Below are 18,062 nucleotides of genomic sequence, written 5' to 3'. Positions count from 1 at the left end.
AAGGGCGTGGCGTTGTGCGCCTTGGCCTGCTCACGCAGACGCTCGCCAAGTACAGCATCGAGTTTGAAGTGCACCCGAGCACCGCGGAAACTCTGCTGCGCCGGGCGTGGGTGATCCGTTGGCAACTCCAGCAATGGCTGCTCGTCGCCCAATTGTTCACGCCAATAGGCCAATTGCCGCTCACCCTCACCGCCGGCCAACCACTGGCGCTGCCACTCGGCGTAATCGGCGTACTGCACCGCCAGTGCCGGCAATTCGGCAGGCACGCCACTGCGCGCGGCGTTGTACAAGGCGGTGAACTCGGCCAACAGAATCTGTACCGACCAACCATCGGTAAGCAGATGATGCAGGCACAACAGCAAGCACTGCTCGCCCTGCGCCAAGGTGACCAAGGCCAGGCGCCACGGCGGCGACTGCTGCAGATCGAAAGGTTTGTCCATAAAGGCGCGGGCCACGACTTCGAAATCGTGCTCGTCCTGCGCCTGCAAACGCTGAAGATTCACCCGAGCCTGGGCCTGGATGCATTGCAGCGGCTGGCCTTGCTCATCCTGGGCGAAGGTGCTGCGCAGCACCCAGTGGCGCTCGGCCAAAGCTTCGAAGGCGTGTTGCAAGGCGCCTTCATCCACCTCACCGCGCAGGCGCAGCACGCCCGGCAGGTGATAGGCGCTGCTTGTCGGCGCCAGTTGCTGCAAGAACCACAGGCGCTGCTGAGCAAAGGATTGCGCCGCCTGCGCGCGCACGCCCCGTGCCCGCAGCGGCAGATCCGCCGCCTGCCCGGCCTGCTGCAGTTGCACAGCCAGGTCGCACAGACGCGGGGCTTCGAAGATCGCGCGCAGCGGCACATCCAATCCATGGGAGTGACGCAGACGGGAGATCAGTTGCGTGGCCAGCAGCGAGTGCCCGCCCAGCTCGAAGAAATGATTGTCACGGCTGATCTTTTCGATACCCAGCAGCTCGCTCCACAGCTCCGCCAGCAATTGCTCCTGAGCCGTACGCGGCGCCTGGTACTCGCCCGCCTCCACCTGTGGCTCCGGCAGACTCTGCCGATCCAGCTTGCCGTTGGGCAGCAACGGCATGCGCTCCAGCGCCAGGATATGGCTCGGCACCATGTGCGCCGGCAAACGCTGCTTGAGCTGGGCTTTCAGTTCACTCTCGCTCAAGCCCTCGCCGCTGACATAGCCCACCAGGCGTTTGCCCGCCGCGCTGTCCTTGACCACCACCAGCGCTTCGCCGACGCCCGCGCAGGCTTTCAGCGCCGCCTCGACTTCGCCGATTTCGATGCGGAAGCCGCGCAGTTTGATCTGCTGATCCAGCCGGCCGAGGTATTCCAGTTGACCATCAGCGCCGAGGCGTACGCGGTCGCCGGTGCGGTACAGACGCTCACCGGCACGGTATGGGTTAGGCACGAAGCGCTCGGCGGTGGCGCCAGGGCGATCCAGATAACCACGGGCCAACAATCCACCCAGGTACAGCTCACCAGCCACCCCCACTGGCAGCAGGTTGAGGTCGGCATCCAGTACGTAGCCCTGGCGCGCGCCAACGCGGTCGCCAACGGGCGCATAGGCTGTGGTGAAGTCCGCCGTGGCCGCGGGTACACGCCAGATGGTCGGAGTGACCACGGTTTCGGTCGGGCCGTAGCCGTTGATGATCCACTGCGGTTGCAGGCTGCGAATCACCTGTTGCAGCAGCTCGCGGCTGAAGGCTTCGCCGGCGAAGCAGTAGGTCTTCACTCCGGGCGCTTTGCCGCATTGCTCGGCCCATTCGGCCAGCTGGCGCAGGTAGCTGGGCGGCAAGGCCACCACGCTGATGCCTTCTGCGATCAGGCAGTCGTAGGTCTGCTGCACGCTCCACAGTTGCTGGTCACGGATCACCACCCGCGCGCCATGGCTCAGTGGCGTCAGCCAGCGCTCGTGGGCGCCGTCGAAGCTGACCGAGAGGAAATGCAGCTCGCGATCCTCGGCCGTCAGTTCGTAACGCTCGCCAATGGCCTGGCAATGCAAAGCAATCGCGCCATGGGCCACGGCCACGCCCTTGGGCTTGCCGGTGGAGCCGGAGGTGTAGATCAGATACGCCAGTTGCTCGGGGTGAAGCTCGACCTCGGGCGATGCAACCGGCGCATTGCTTAGTTGCAGATGATCGAGGTCGAGCACTTCGATACCGACCACTTCAGGCAGGCGCGACAAGGCCGCCTGGTGGCTCAGCAGCAGCTTCACCCCGGCGTCTTCGAGCATGTAGCGCAGGCGCTCTTCGGGGTAATCCGGGTCCAGCGGCACGTAGGCGCCGCCGGCCTTGAGCACCGCCAGCAGGGCGACGAACAGTTCGATGCCGCGCTCCAGCGCCACCCCGACGCGCACCTCGGCGCCGACGCCACGAGCGATCAACTGCTGGGCCAGGCCATTGGCCCGCGCTTCCAGCTCGGCGAAGCTCAGGCGCTGCTGGCCGTGTACCAAGGCAATGGCCGTCGGGCGCAGGCGCGCCTGCTCGGCGATACGCTGCGGCAGCAATTGCACGGCCTGAGTGCTTGGTGCGGGGTCGTTCCAGGCCTCGACTGCGGCCACTTCGGTGGCGTCCAGCATGGGCAACTCGCCCAGGCAACGCTGCGCATCGGCGCACAGCGCCTGCAGCATCTGCTGGAAATGACCGCTCATCGCGGCAATCTGCCGGTCACTGAAGCAGGCGCGCTGATAGTGCCAATGCACCTCGAGTTCGCCACCGGCCATCACGGCCAGGCTCAGTGGGTAATGGGTTTGCTCGTGCGCCTGCACGTCAGAGAAGCGCATGCCGCTGCCCTGCCCCTGCAACACCTGATCCACCGGGTAGTTCTCGAACACCAGCAAGGTGTCGAACAGTTCGCGGCCCGCGTGCCCGGCCAACTGCTGCAGACGGAACAGCGGCACCTGCTCGTGCTCACGCAACGCCAGGTTGTGCGTTTGCAGCGCGTCGAGCCAATCGCCGACGCGCTCATGCGCGTGCGGCGCCTGCACCACCGGCAAGGTGTTGATAAACAGCCCCAGCATGCGCTCGATGCCCGCCACCGCCGCCGGACGCCCCGACACGGTTGCGCCGAAGGCCACCTGGCGCCGCCCGCTGTAACGCTGCAACAGCAGTGTCCAGGCGCCCTGGATCAAGGTGTTGAGGGTGATCCGCCGGGCCTTGGCGAAGGCCTCCAGCTCGACGCGCGGCAGCGTCAGCCTGTGCACGCCGACCGCCTGGCTTGGCGACTCGCTGCGCAGGTTGCCCGCGAGCAAGGTCGGCTCGTCGAAGCCCTGCAACTGCTCACGCCAAAACGCCTCACTGGCCGTTTGATCCTGGCGTTGCAGCCAGCGCAGGTAATCGCGATAAAGCCCTGGCGACTGCAATTGAGTCTGGCTGCCGGTCTCTTGCAGCATCTGCGCCAACAGGGCGGCGCTGCTCCAGCCGTCGAGCAGGATGTGGTGCAGCGTCCAGATCAGTTGATAGCGCCCCTCACCCAAACGGACCAGCACCAGACGCATCAACGGTGGCTGAGTGAGATCGAAAGGCGTTTCGCGCTCCTGACGCAGTAGCGCCTGCAGGTCGACATCAGCCGCCTCCACCTCGCGGATCGTCAACAGTGCATCGCGCTGCACCAATTGCATGGCCTGTTGCTCGGCGCCAATGCGCAAGAATGCCCCGCGCAACAAGGGGTGGCGTTGCAAGGCTGCCGCCCAGGCGGCTTTGAAGCGCGCCACCGGCAAGCCCTCGACCTCCAGGCTGAGCTGATTGACGTAGGCACCATCGGCCATCTGCAGCTCGCTGTGGAACAGCAAGCCTTGCTGCATCGGTGTCAGCGGGTAGATGTCCTCGATGCCGCTGGCGGGCAGCGGCAGAGCGTCGAGATCAGCCTGGCTCACGTCCACGAAAGGGAAATCGCTAGGGGTGACCGCCGTGTGCGTGCGGCAGTGCTGCACCAGCTCGACCAGCGCACGGTGGTAGGCATCGAGCAGCCCGGCAATGCGCTCGCGAGCGAAACGCTCGTGGCTGAAGGTGCAGGTGAATTGCAGGCAACCGTCGCTGATGCGACCGTCGAGCGCCAAGGCGCAGGCCAGCGGTGCGCTGGCGTCACGTTGTGCGCCGGAAGGTTCTGCTGCCAGCGCAAAGAGCTGGCCGCCTGTCTCCACACGGCCCAGGTAGTTGAACAGCAGCGCGTCATCCAGCGCGGGTACGTCATCGCCTTGCAGGTATTTCAGCAGGCCATAGCCGATGCCACCGTGCGGCACCTGGCGCAGGTTTTCCTTGGTGCCCTTGAGGGTCGCGTCCCAGTCGTCGCCGGCCTGCAGCAAGAGCGGATAGAGACTGGTGAACCAACCCAGAGTCTGGCTCGTATCCAGGTCATCGAACAGCGCCTCACGACCATGGCCTTCCAGGGCAATCAGGCTTTGCGCCTGCCCGTTCCAGTCGCGCAGGGCATGCGCCAGCGCGGCGAGCAGCAGATCGTTGATCTGCGTGCGGTACGCCGCCGGCGCCTGACTCAGCAGCGCCTCGGTGGTGACCGGGTCGAGCTGCATATCGACGCGCTCGGCACAGGCCGTGAGATTACGCCCCTGCGCGTTGTCTGCAGGCAGCCCGCAGTCGCGCGGCAACGCCTGCCAGTAGGCACGCTCGGCCGCCACTTCAGCACTCGCCGCATAGGCGACGAGACGCTCACTCCAGCGCTGCCAGGTACTGCTCTTGGGCCCCAGATCGGCCACAGCGCCTACGCTCAACTGAGCGTAAGCGCGTTGCAGATCATCGAGCAGGATGCGCCAGGAAACGCCATCGATCAGCAGGTGGTGCACCACCAGCAACAGCCGCTCGCCGCCCTCGTGCAACTGCACCAGCACGGCGCGCAGCAGCGGCCCACGGCTCAGATCGAGGCTGGCCTGCACGCTGTCGCACAGCTTGCTCAGCTCGGCCAGGCTGCAATGCTCGATTTGCAGGTGCAGGCGTTCAGGCTCTGCCTCGTAGCGCTGGCGCCAGATGCCGCCCTGCTGCGAAAAGCGCAGACACAGGGCGTCATGCTGCGCCACCACGGCCTGCAGGGCCGCGCTCAGGCGCTGCGGCTGTAGCGGTTCGTGGGCGCTGAGCAGCACGGACTGATTCCAGTGCTGACGATTGCTCATCGCCTGTTCGAAGAACCCGTGCTGAATCGGCGTCAGCGGGATGTCACGCGTCGTATCGATGGCGCATTCGTTGACCACGCGGCGCTGCCCGGCGACCTCGGCCAACTCAGCGATGCTCTGGCGTTCGAACAGTTGCCGAGGGGTCAGCTCGATGCCCTGACGGCGGGCACGGGCAATGATCTGCAGGCTGAGAATGGAGTCGCCACCCAGCTCGAAGAAATTGTCATCGCGCCCTACCCGTTCTACACCCAGCAGCTCCTGCCAGATGCTTGCGAGCTGGCTTTCCAGGCCGGGGCGCGGCGCCTGGTAATCGCGCTGGATGCGCTGCGGTTCCGGCAGCGCCTTACGCTCCAGCTTGCCGTTGGGCGACAGCGGCAGGCGTTCGAGTTGCATCACATGGCTCGGCAACATGAACTCGGGCAGTCGCTGTTTCAGCCGCGCCCGCAGCTCGACCTCGTCGTAATCGCCACCGACCACATAGGCCACCAGTTGCTGGTCGCGCACCAGCACCACCGCTTCGCGAAGCGCCGGATGTTCCAGCAGTGCAGCCTCGATCTCGCCGAGCTCGATGCGCAGACCGCGTAGCTTTACCTGATGGTCGATGCGGCCGAGGTATTCCAGCACGCCTTCTTCGGTCCAGCGCGCCAGGTCGCCACTGCGATACAGGCGCTGGCCATCGCCAAAGGGGCTGGCGATGAAGCGTTCGGCGGTCAGCCCCGGACGACGGTGGTAACCGCGCGCCAGGCCGATGCCACCGATATACAGCTCCCCCGCCACGCCAATCGGTTGTGGGTTGAGGCGTTCGTCGAGGATATGGATCTGCAGATTGGCGATCGGCCGACCAATTGGCACGCTGCGCCGTTCCTGGCCGCTGCAGCGCCAGTGGGTCACGTCGATGGCCGCTTCGGTCGGGCCATACAGGTTGTACAGCTCGGCCTGCGGCAGCAGTTGCCGAGTGTTGCTGGCCAGCTCCGCCGGCAGCGCTTCACCGCTGCAGACGATGCGTCGCAGGCTTTCGCAGCCCCTCAGCTCGCCATGGCCGACAAAGGCCGCCAGCATCGAGGGCACGAAGTGCAAGGTGCTGATCTGCTCACGCTCGATCAGCTCGACCAGCTTGGTGGGATCGCGATGATCGCCCGGCTGCGCCATCACCAGGCGCGCGCCGCTGATCAGCGGCCAGAAGAACTCCCAGACCGAGACGTCGAAGCTGAACGGGGTCTTCTGCAGCACCCGATCTTCAGCCGTCAGGTTGTAGGCCTGCTGCATCCAGGCCAGGCGGTTGTACAGCGCCGCATGGCTGTTGCCGGCCCCCTTGGGCTTGCCGGTGGAGCCGGAGGTGTAGATCAGGTAGGCCAGTTGCTCGGGGTGAATGTCCACCTCGGGCGCGGTCTGCGGCTCTTGAGAAAGATCCAGATAATCGAGGTTGAGCACCTGCACACCTGCCACATGAGGCAGGCTATCGATAACCGCGTCATGGCTCAGCAGCAGGCTGACGCCAGAGTCTTCGAGCATGTAGCGCAGACGTTCGGCCGGATACTCCGGGTCCATCGGCACGTAGGCGCCGCCGGCCTTGAGGATGGCGTACAGCGCCACCACCATCTCCACCGAACGCAGCGCCGCCACGCCCACCAGGCTGTCGTGGCTTACGCCAAGCTTTTGCAGATGGTGGGCCAGCTGGTTGGCGCGCAGGTCCAGCTCGGCGTAGCTCAAACACTGCTCGCCGAACACCAGGGCGACGGCCCGCGGCTGTGCCTGCACGCGCTTCTCGAACTGACGATGCACCGGTTCGACCGCGCCGTAATCGACGCGGGTGGCGTTGAAACTCGTCAATGCCAGGCGATCCTGATCATCGTCCAGGCGGTGCTCGCCGATGGCCAGTTGCGGCTGTTCCAGCAACTGCTCCAGCAGGCGGATAAAGCGCTGGTGCAGACGCTCGACCGTGGCGGCTTCGAACAGATCCAGGGCGTAGTTCCAGTTGCCGGCCAGTTCCTCACCCGGGCCTTCCCAGGTGTGCAGCGCCAGGTCGAACTGGGCGCTGCCGCTGTCCAGCGCGATCAGCTCGGCACGCAGATCGGCCGTCAGCTGCAGGCTGTCCTGCGGGCGCTGCTGGTGGTTGTACAGCACCTGGAACAGCGGGTTGTGACTCAAGCTGCGCTCGGGCGCCAGCGCCTCGACCAGATGCTCGAACGGCAGCGCCTGATGCGCCTGAGCGCCCTGCGCGGTACTCAGCACCTGCGCCAGTAATTCGTTGAAACTCTGCGCGCCACTGAGCTCGCTGCGCAGCACCTGAGTGTTGACGAAGAAGCCGATCAGCCCCTGGGTTTCGCTTTGCGTACGCCCGGCAATCGGCACGCCGACACGCAGGTCGCACTGCCCACTGAGGCGCTGCAACAGCACCTTGTACGCGGCCAAGAGCACGGTGAACGGGGTGCAACCTTGCTGCCGGGCCAGCTCACGCACGCGCGCGGCCAGCGCAGGGGCAATGGCAAAGGCCAGGCGCGCACCACGAAAACTCTGCTGCGCCGGGCGCGAATGGTCGCAGGGCAACTCCAGCAGCGGATGCTCGTCACCCAGTTGCTCACGCCAGTAAGCCAGTTGCCGGTCACTTTCACCGGCATCCAGACAGGCGCGTTGCCACAGGGCAACGTCGGCATAACTCAGCGCCAGCTCGACAAGCGCGGCCGGCTCACCCTGCACACGTGCCCGGTAGAACTGCGCCAACTCGGTCAGCAACACCTGAATCGACCAACCATCGGCGATGATGTGATGCAGGCAGATCAGCACAGCATGACTCTGCCCATCCTGGCGCCACAGCCCCATGCGCCATAACGGGGCCTGCTCAAGGTCGAACGGACGCTGTGCAAACTCGCGGGCCAGCGCGGCAAAGTCATCGCCCTGCAGCGCCTGCAACGTCAGCGGCGGCGCCGCCTCGACACGCTGGCGCGGGTTGCCATCGGCGTCGGCGAAAAAGCACGTGCGCAGGCTCGGGTGGCGCTGTGCCAGATCCTCGAAAGCGCCCAGCAGCGAGGCCTCATCCAGCGGCCCGGTTAGCTGCAAGGCGCCGGGCAGGTGATAAGCGCTGTTGCCCGGCTGCAGGTGCTCAAGGAACCACAAGCGTTGCTGCGAGTAGGACAGCACGCTGCCTTGGGCATCAGCCACGCCAGCAGGAATGGGCAGGCTCGATGCATCCAAGCCCTGCTCACGCAGCTTGTCGAGGAAGGCGCGGCGCTGCTGCGGCCCGAGGCCGAGAAAACGACGCGAGAGCAGCAGGGCTTTGTCATGCAACAGATTCACTGAATTTCCTCCAGAGCGCTCATCAGATCGTCGAGCGCGTCCAGGCGTTCATCATTAAGGGCTTGGCTTTCCAGGCGGCTGATCAAGCTGGCCATGCTGGCCACGGTGGTCGCTTCGAAGGCCTGCGCCAGCGGCACCGTGACACCACGGCTCTCGCGGATCAGTGCCAACAAGCGGGTGGCCAGCAAGGAGTGGCCGCCGAGTTCGAAGAAATGGTCATGGCGACCGACCTGCTCGACCTTGAGCAAATCGCGCCAGAGCTGCGCCAGGTGCTGCTCCAACTCGCCCTGCGGCGCCTCGACGCTACGCGCCTGCACCTGCGGTGCGGGCAGCGCGCGGCGGTCGAGCTTGCCGTTGCCATTGAGCGGCAAGCGCGGCAAGACGATGACCTGCGCCGGCACCATGAAGGCCGGCAACTGCGCCGCGACTTCGCTGCGTAGCGCCTGCTGATCGATACGCTGGCCAGCCTCGGCCACGACGTAGGCGATCAGTTGCGTACCGGCGCCGCCCTCATGGGCCACCACCACGGCCTGGCGCAGTGCGGCGCTGGCCAGCAGGCAGGCCTCGATCTCGCCCAGCTCGATGCGCTGGCCACGGATCTTCACCTGGAAGTCCACACGGCCGACGTATTCGAGCTGGCCCTCGGCATTCCAGCGCGCCAGGTCGCCACTGCGATAGAGACGCTCGCCCGCAGCGCCGAATGGATCGGGTACGAAGCGCTCGGCCGTCAATCCTGGCCGCGCCGCATAACCACGGCCCACGCCGGTGCCGCCGATATACAGCTCCCCGACCACGCCATGCGGCAACGGCTCAAGGTCGCCGCCCAACACATACAAGCGGTTGTTATCGGTCGGCTGGCCGATGGCGATGGGCTGACGCTGCGCCGGCACCTCGTTCAGGCGATACAGCGCCACGTCGTCGGCGCATTCGGCCGGGCCGTAGGCATTGATCATCGGCACCTGCGGGTAGCGGGCGAACCAGCGCGCCGCCAGCTCATGGCTCAGCGCCTCGCCGGTGGGCAGCAGCCAACGCAGCGCCGGCAGCGTTACAGGCGCGGCTTCGAGCATGCCGTCGATCACCGCCGGCACCGCTTCCAGCACAGTCACTCCGCTGGCGGCCACGCACTCGAGCAGCGCCTGCGGGTCCTGAGCGATGGCATCGGGGATGATCTCCAGCGCGCCACCGAACAGCGGCGCGGTCAGCAGTTGCCAGACGGAGACATCGAAGCCGGTGGCAGCGGTCTGGGCGATCACATCCGCCTCGCCCAGTTGCAGGTACGGCACCTTGGCCAACTGGTTGTTGAGCATGCCGCGCTGGTTGACCATCACCCCCTTGGGCTCGCCGGTGGAGCCGGAGGTGTAGATCAGATACGCCAGGTGCTCGGGGCCAGCGTAGCGCCCCGGGTTGGCTGCGCCGTTGTGCAGCAGCAAGTCCTCATAGATCAACACCTGCGGCGCCTGCGCCAGCTCGGCGAGCATCGCCTCGACCTGCGCGAGATGCGCGCGCAAGGTGATCAGCACCGGGCGCCGCGCTGCTGGCCAGCATGCGTGCACTGCGCGCCGGCGGATGACGCTCATCGAGCGCCAGATAAGCCGCGCCAGCCTTGAACGCCCCGATAATCAGGCTCAGCAGCGGCAAGCCACGCGGCGCATACAGCGCCACCACGTCATCGAATTGCACGCCGCGCTCGATCAGACCATGCCCAATGCGGTTGGCCTGCTCGTTCAGCGCCGCGTAGGAAAGCGTCTGCCCCTGGCAACGCGCCACGTCGCGCGCGCCCTGCTGCGCCACCTGCGCCTCGAAGCGCGCCAGGTAGCTCTGCGCATACCACTGCGCCTGCTGTTCACCCTGCCCCAGCTTGCACAGGGCATCACGCTCGCCCTCATCGAGCAGGTTCAGCTCGGCCAAGGGGCGCTGCGGCGCCTGGCTCAGTTGCAGCAGCACACGGCGGAAATGCTCGACCAGCACCTGCATATCGGCCACGGCGAACTGCTGGGTGTCGAAGCTCAGTTGCAGCGTCAGGCTGCTGCCGGGCAGCAGCACCACGGTCAGCGGGTAGTTGGTGTGCGTGCGGTTAGCCAGCGGCGTGATGCGATAAGCCTCGACCGCCTCCTGCACCTCGCCGCCGAGCGGTACGTTCTCGAACACGAACAGGCTGTCGAACAGCGGCTGGCCGCGAGGGGTGTCGGCCAGGTTCTGCACCTCGGCCAGCGACAGTTGCTCATGCTGACGCATGCCGGCGTTCTGCGCCTGCAAGGCCTGCAACAGGTGCAAACCACTGGCCCCCTCACCCGGCAACTGCACGCGCAGCGGCAAGGTGTTGATGAACAGCCCCAACGCCTCCTCGATGCCCTCAAGCTCCGTCGGGCGCCCGGCCACGGTGACGCCGAACAGCACGTCATCACGACCGCTGTAGCGCATCAACAGCAGCGCCCAAGCCGCCTGCACGAAGGTGTTGACGGTCAATTGATGGCGCCGCGCCTGCTCGGCGAGCGCACGGGTTTGCGCCTCATCCAGGGCCAGGCTGACATCCTGGATGCCCGCCTCGCCTTGCTGGCGGCGATACGGCAGCGGCGTCACCGTGTCGAAACCGGCCAGCGCCTCGCGCCAGTAACCGCGGCTGGCGGCTTCATCCTGCTGTGCGAGCCAGGCGATGAAGTCGCGGTAAGGCCGCGCTGGCGGCAAGTACAGGCTGCGCCCTTGCAAGCGGGCACGATACTGGGCGAAGAACTCAGCGAGCATCAGCCCACGGCACCAGGCATCGATCAAGGCATGGTGGTGGCTCTGCACGATGCGCCAGTCGCCCTCGGCGAACTTCACCAGACGCAGACGCAGCAGCGGCGCCTGAGCGAAGTCGAAACCGCTCTGACGCTCCTCGCGCAGCATCTCCTGCAACCTGGCCTCGGCCTGCTCACGCGCCAGCGTGGTGAAGTCGAAGAACTGCACGGGCGACGGCACCTGACGCAACACCACCTGATGCGGCTCACCGCCCTCGAGGTTGCAGAACGCCGTGCGCAGCGCCGGGTGACGTTGCACCACCTGCTGCCAGGCGTAGGTGAAGGCCTCCACATCCAGCGCGCTGGCCACCGCGTACTGATCCTGCATCAGGTAGATGCCGCTGCCCTGCTCCAGTTGGCTGTGCAGCAAAATGCCCTGCTGCATCGGCGCCAGCGGGAACAGATCCTCGATCTGCTGCGGCGCATACGGCAGCCCATCGAGCTGCGCCTGAGTCAGGCTGGCCAGGGGGAAATCCGAAGGGGTCAGCCCGCCCACATCAGGCGCGCAGCAGTGTTCGATCAGTTGCCGCAGCGCCTGCTCGTAAGCGCTGAGCAAGCGCTCGACGTTACCTTGAGCAAAACGCGCGCGGCTGTAGGTCAGGCTCAGCGTCAGGCAGCCCTCGCGCACCTGGCCGTCGATGGCCAGGGCATTGGCCAACGGCCCACTGGCATCACGCGGCGCGCCACCGTCTTGCTCGGCCAGGCGCCAACGGGCACTGGCGGCATCGTCGAAACGCCCCAGGTAATTGAAGGTCAGGCCGTGGCCTTGCAGGTCGTCCAACGGGGCGTTGCTCAGGTACTTGAGCACGCCGTAACCCAGGCCTTTGTCCTGCACCTGACGCAGGTGCTCCTTGACCTGCTTGAGGGTCGTGCTGAGGTCATCGTCTGCCTGCAACGCCACCGGATACAAGCTGGTGAACCAGCCGAGCGTGCGGCTCAAATCGAGCGCTTCGCTCTCACGGCCATGCCCCTCCAGGCTGATCACCGTGCGCCGGCGCCCGCTCCACTGCCACAGCGCGTGCGCCAGTGCGGCCAGCAAGACGTCATTGATCTGCGTGCGATACGCAGCCGGCACCTCATTGAGCAGGCGCGCGGTGCTCGCCGCATCGAGCCTCAGGTGCAGTTGAGCACTGTCGGCCACGGTTGCGCTGCCTTCGGGCCAATCGCAAGGCAAGCACGCCTGCGCGGCGCTAAAGTCCTGCCAATAGGCCTGCTGCGCAGCCAGTTGCGCACTGCCGGCCCACGCCTGCAGGTGCGCCGACCACTGCGCAAAACTGGCGCCGACAGCGGCTAGGCTGACCGTCTGCCCGGCCAAACGCTGGTCGTAGGCCTGCTGCAGATCATCGAGCAGCACGCGCCAGGACACGCCATCGACCGCCAGGTGATGGATCACCAACAGCAGTCGACTGCGCCCACCGGGCAACTGCGCCAATACCGCACGCAGCAGCGGGCCATGCTCGATATCCAGGCTGCGCTGGGCTTCGTCACACAGCGCCGGAAACTCTGCATCGGCCGCAACTTGGCAGACCCACAACAACTCCTGCGCCGGCTGCGCGTCACGGTAGCGCTGCTGCCAGTGACCTTGCGCGTTCTGCGTAAAGCTCAGGCGCAAGCTGCCGTGATGCGCCACCAGCGCTTGCAGTGCCTCGCCCAAGGCGCGGGCCTCAAGCGGTTCATCCAGGGTCAGCAGCAGCGACTGATTCCAATGGCTGGCACACGCCGGCGCCTGGGCGAAAAAGCGCGCCTGGATGGGCGTCAGGGCAAAATGCTGCGGCGATTCGGCCGTCGTCGCACTCGGCGCCGGCGCCTCAGCCAGCACGGCGACCTGCGCCAGCTCGGCGATGCTCTGCTTTTCGAACAATTGCTTGGGCGTCAGGCGAATGCCTTGGCGCCGCGCACGGGCAATGATCTGCAAGCTGAGAATCGAATCGCCGCCCAGGGCGAAGAAGTTGTCATGCCGGCCCACGTTTTCGACATTCAGCACCTGCTGCCATAGCGCTGCCAACTGCGCCTCGACGCCCTCATGCGGGGCCTCGAAGTCCTGTACGGTGGCCTGTGGCTGCGGCAGGGCTTGACGGTCGAGCTTGCCGTTGGCCGTCAGCGGAAATTGCTCCAGCAGCAACAGATGGCTCGGCTGCATATACTGCGGCAAACGCTCAGCCAATTGCGCCTGCAACTCAGGCGCCGAGGAGCCATGGGCCACGACATAAGCCAGCAGTTGCCCCTGCTCATCTAGCTGCACGTGGGCATCAGCGACACCGGCCAAACTGCGCAATTGCGCCACGATCTCGCCAAGCGCCACGCGATAGCCACGCACCTTGACCTGATCATCATCGCGGCCCAAAAACTCGATACGCCCATCTGCCAACAGGCGTGCGCGGTCGCCGGTGCGGTACAGGCGCTGCCCTTGGCTGAACGGGTCAGGCAGGAAGCTCGCCGCGGTCAACCCCGGCTGGCCAAGGTAACCTTGCGCCAAGCCTGGCCCCGCCAGGTACAGCTCACCGACCGCGCCCTGCGGCAACGGCGTCAAAGCCGCATCCAGCACCAACGCAAGGACGTTGGGCAATGGCCGACCAATCGGTACCACACCCTTGAGATCAGCCAGCTCGGCGTCCGTGACTTCGTGAGTCAGCACACCGACCGTGGTTTCACTCGGGCCATAGTGGTTGATCACCCGGCACTGCGGACGCAGGCGCTTGACCTCCTTCACCAGCTCAGCCGGCAGGGCTTCGCCACCGAAGATCAGCGCATGCGCGGGTATCGCCCGTGCCCCAGCGCCCGCCTGCAACAGGCCGGCCAGATGGGTCGGCACGATCTTGAGAATGCCGACCTGCTGCGTGCTCAGGTAGTCCGCCAGGCTGTCGGCATCGGCTACGGTTTCCGCGCTCAACAGGTGCAGGGTGCGCCCGGACAAAAGCGCGCCGAACAGCACGGTGTGGCCCAAATCCGCCGCCACGGTGGAAACCATGGCCATGCTCGCCTCAGGCGCCAGCGCCAGTTGCTCGAGCATGCCTTGCACGTAATCGGCCAGCGCTGCATGGCTGATCACCGCGCCCTTGGGCTGGCCGGTGGTGCCGGAGGTGTAGATCAGATAAGCCGCCTGCTGCGGATGCACCGGCACCTTGGGCGCATCGCTGGCCTGTTGGCGCCACGGCGCATCGGCACTGAAGTCCAACTGTGGGCCGGAGAACGATGGCGCCGACGCCGACTCACCGAGCAAGACCGCACAGGCGCTATCGGCCAGGACGAACACCTGACGCTGCGCCGGCCAGGCCGGATCGAGCGGCACGAACGCAGCGCCCGCCTTGAGCACAGCCAGCAAGCCGATGACAAACGCCGGCGAACGCTGCAGGCACAGTCCGACGCGCTGCTGCGGCCCGACGCCCAGGGCGATGAGCTGATGGGCCAACTGGTTAGCCTGCGCCTCCAGTTCGGCAAAGCTATAAGCAACGCCCTCATGCATCAGGGCGCAGGCCTCGCCATGCGCCTGCTGCTGCCAGAGTTCGAGCACCTGCGCTGCGGCAAAGGCGCGCTCGGAACCGGCAATCATCGAGGGCTGAGCCGCCAGTTCCAGATTGGCCAGCGGCGCCTGCGGCTGCGCCAGCAGTTGCTCCAGCAGGCGTTCGAAATCAGCGGCAAAGGCAGCGACACGCGGCGCTTCGAACAGATCCTGCGCATAGGTGAAGGCCGCCTCGATGCCTTCGGGCAGGTCGGTGATGTCCAGGCCCAGATCGAAGTGCGCGGCCTGTTCATCCAACTGCCGCGCGCTGAGGGTCACGCCGGGCAGTGCCAGATCCTGCGCCAGCACGAACTGCTGGGTGAACTTCACCTGGAATAACGGGTTGTGGCTCAGGCTGCGCTCTGGCGCCAAGGCCTCGACCAATTGCTCGAAAGGCAGCAACTGATGATCTTGCGCGCCCAGAGCTGCCGAGCGCACCTGCGCCAGCACATCGGCAAAGCTGTGCTCGCCGCCGAACTCGCTGCGCAGCACTTGGGTGTTGACGAAAAAGCCGATCAAGGCCTCGGTTTCCCGGCACACACGTCCGGCACTCGGCACCCCGACGCGGATATCGCGCTGGCCGCTGTAGCGCTGCAGCTGCACCTTGAAGGCGGCCAGCAGGAGCATGAACAGAGTGACGCCCTGATCCGAGGCATGGGTGCGCAGACGCTGGCTCAGCGCTTCATCGAGACGGATGTCGTGGCGCGCGCCGCGGTGGCTCTGCCGCGCCGGGCGCGGGTGGTCGGCAGGCAGTTGCAGCAACGGCTGCTCATCACCCAGCCGCTGCTTCCAGTAATCCAGCTGACGCGCACCCTCGCCCGCCTGCAGCCAGCGCCGCTGCCAGATGGCGTAGTCGGCGTACTGCACCGGCAGTGCCGGCAGGTTCGGCACCTGGCCGAGGACATGGGCGGCATAGAGCTCGGCGAACTCGCGGATCAGTACCTGAATCGACCAGCCGTCGCAGATGATGTGGTGCATCACCAGCAGCAAACGCTGATCGTCCTCGCTCACCCGCACCAGAGCGAGATGCCACAAGGGCCCTTGCTGCAAATCCAGCGGCAGGTTCATCCGTTCCTCGCGCAGGCGCGCCAGTGCCGCCTCGCCATCTGCCTCGCCACGCAGATCGAAACGCGCCAGGTCGACGCTAAAGGGTGGATCGATGCGCTGCAGCGGCACGCCGTCCTCTTCGCCAGCGGCGAAGCGCGTGCGCAGGCTCTCGTGGCGACTGACCAGGTCATCGAAGCTGCGCTGCAGCGCCGCCTCGTCGAGCTGGCCCTGAAAACGCAGCTCACCGCCCAGCCGATAGGCGCTGGCATCACCCTGCAAGCGCTCGAGAAACCACAGGCGTTGCTGCGCATAGGATTGCGCGCACTGCGCGTCACGCACTTCGGCCTGCAGAGGCGGCACCTGCCGGGTCGTACGCGGCTGCGCCGCGACCCAGGCACTGAAATCCCCCAGACGCGGCCGTTCGAACAGGCTGTCGGCCTGCAGCTCCAGCCCCAGCTCGGCGTTGAGGCGCGCCAGCACCTGCATCACGCCCACCGAGTCGCCGCCACGCGCGAAGAAGTGGTCGCCCTCCTCCAGGTCCGTGCAGCCCAATACTTCCTGCCAGGCCCGCAGCACCTGCGGCAGCATGGTGCTGGCTTGCGGCGCGTGGCTCGCCACATCGGCTCCCAGCAGGCGCCCCTTGTACCACTGGGCGAAGGTAGCCAGGCTGCCGTTCTGCCAGCCGCTGCGGCAGGCCGAACGCTGCAGCTTGCCGCTGGTGGTGCGTGGCAAGGTGCCCGGTTCGAGCAGCAGGATCAGCTGCGGCGCCAGCTGGAAGCGCTCGCCCATGCCGTCGGCGATGCGCTGGCAGATCATCTCGGCGCTGATCAGCTTGCGCACGTTGCGACTGATCTCCAGCGCCAGGCCAACGCCCTCGATTCCCTGTTCGTCGGTGACGGCGAATGCGGCGATACGCCCCTGGCGCAGCAGCTCGATATCCTGCTCCAGCGCCTGCTCGATGTCCTGCGGGTAATGGTTCTGGCCATTGAGGATGATCAGATCCTTCAGGCGCCCGGCGATGAACAGCTGACGCTCGCGCACCACACCCAGGTCGCCGGTGCGCAGCCAGCGCTGGCCATCACGCTCGACGAAGGCCTCGGCAGTCGCTTCGGGGTTGCGCCAGTAGCCTTGGGCGATGCTCGGCCCGGCGATCCAGATCTCACCGACCTGATCGTCCCCCAGCACCTGAAGCGTCTGCGGCTCGACGATGCGCAGCGGGTGCTCGGCATCGCTCCAGCCACAGGCTGGCAAACGGCTGTCCGCCTGGCCCGCTGTGCTGCTGGCGAACGTCTCCACCTGCGGCTCGCGCTCGGCGGCATCGACGCACACATACAGTGTCGCTTCGGCCAGGCCATAGCTCGGCGCCAGCGCCCGGGCACTGAAGCCCGCCGCCGCGAAGCGCTGACTGAACGCCTGCAGGGTGTCCAGGCGGATCGGCTCGGAGCCGGAAAACGCCAGGCGCCAGCTGCTCAGATCGAGCGCCTCCAGGCTGCTCTGCGGGACACGTTCGGCGCACAGGCGATAGGCGAAGTCAGGCCCGCCGGAAAAAGTGCCACCGTATTGGCTGATGGCCTGCAACCAGCGCGCTGGCCTGGCGAGGAAGAAGTTCGGCGCCATCAGCGTCAGGGTGCCGCCATGCAGGATCGGCAGCAGCAGCCCTGCCATCAGCCCCATGTCGTGATACAGCGGCAACCAGCTGACCCAGGACTCCTCGCGACTGGCATTGAAACCACGGCTCATGCTGCGCTCGTTGGCCAGCAGGTTGGCGTGGCTGACCATCACGCCCTTGGGCGCACGGGTGGAACCCGAGGTGTATTGCAGGAAGGCCAGCGCATCGCTGGTGATCAGCCGTGGCCGGTAGCCGGCACGCTCGCGGGCATCGACATCCTCGATAGCGATCAGTGCCGCCCCGGGCGCGAGCAGCGGCTGCAGGTCGGCCTGGCAACGCCGGATCACCTCGCGCGGCGCCAGCACCACCGCTGGCTGGGCATCGAGCAGAATGCCGGTGAGGCGCTCGATGTGCATCTGCCGGTTGTTCTCCGGCGGAAAGGCCGGTACCGCGATCACGCCGGCATACAGGCACCCGAAGAAAGCGGCGGCATAATCGGCGCCGCTGGGCAGCATCAGCACGCAACGCTCGCCAGCCTCACAGCCCAGACGCTGCAGCAGGCCAGCCACGGCCAGCGCCTGCTCGCGCAGCTCGGCATAGGTCGTCAGCAGCGGCTCGCCCTGGTCCGCCACGATATGTCGGATGGCCACCCGGCCCGGCACGCGCTCGGCGTGATAATCCAGAATGTCGGCAAAGTGCTGCGCCTGATCCACCAT

Annotated in this window: 1 protein-coding gene and 1 pseudogene (1 of these 2 running past the window's edge); both read right to left on the bottom strand. The window is 66.3% G+C overall.

Annotated elements, in window-relative coordinates:
• On the bottom strand, positions 1–8,414 hold the 5' portion of the coding sequence (locus tag EL191_RS09090) for a non-ribosomal peptide synthase/polyketide synthase (RefSeq protein ID WP_041978279.1). It extends 7,585 nt beyond the left edge of the window; 8,414 of the gene's 15,999 nt are visible here — the first part of the coding sequence; it begins with the start codon at positions 8,412–8,414; the stop codon falls past the left edge of the window.
• Positions 8,411–18,062 (bottom strand): annotated as a pseudogene (locus EL191_RS09085) (non-ribosomal peptide synthetase). Before EL191_RS09085 ends, EL191_RS09090 begins: the two are co-directional and overlap by 4 nt.

The organism is Pseudomonas mendocina, from assembly GCF_900636545.1.
Lineage (GTDB): Bacteria > Pseudomonadota > Gammaproteobacteria > Pseudomonadales > Pseudomonadaceae > Aquipseudomonas > Aquipseudomonas mendocina.
This window is presented reverse-complemented; position numbering and strand designations above follow the sequence as displayed.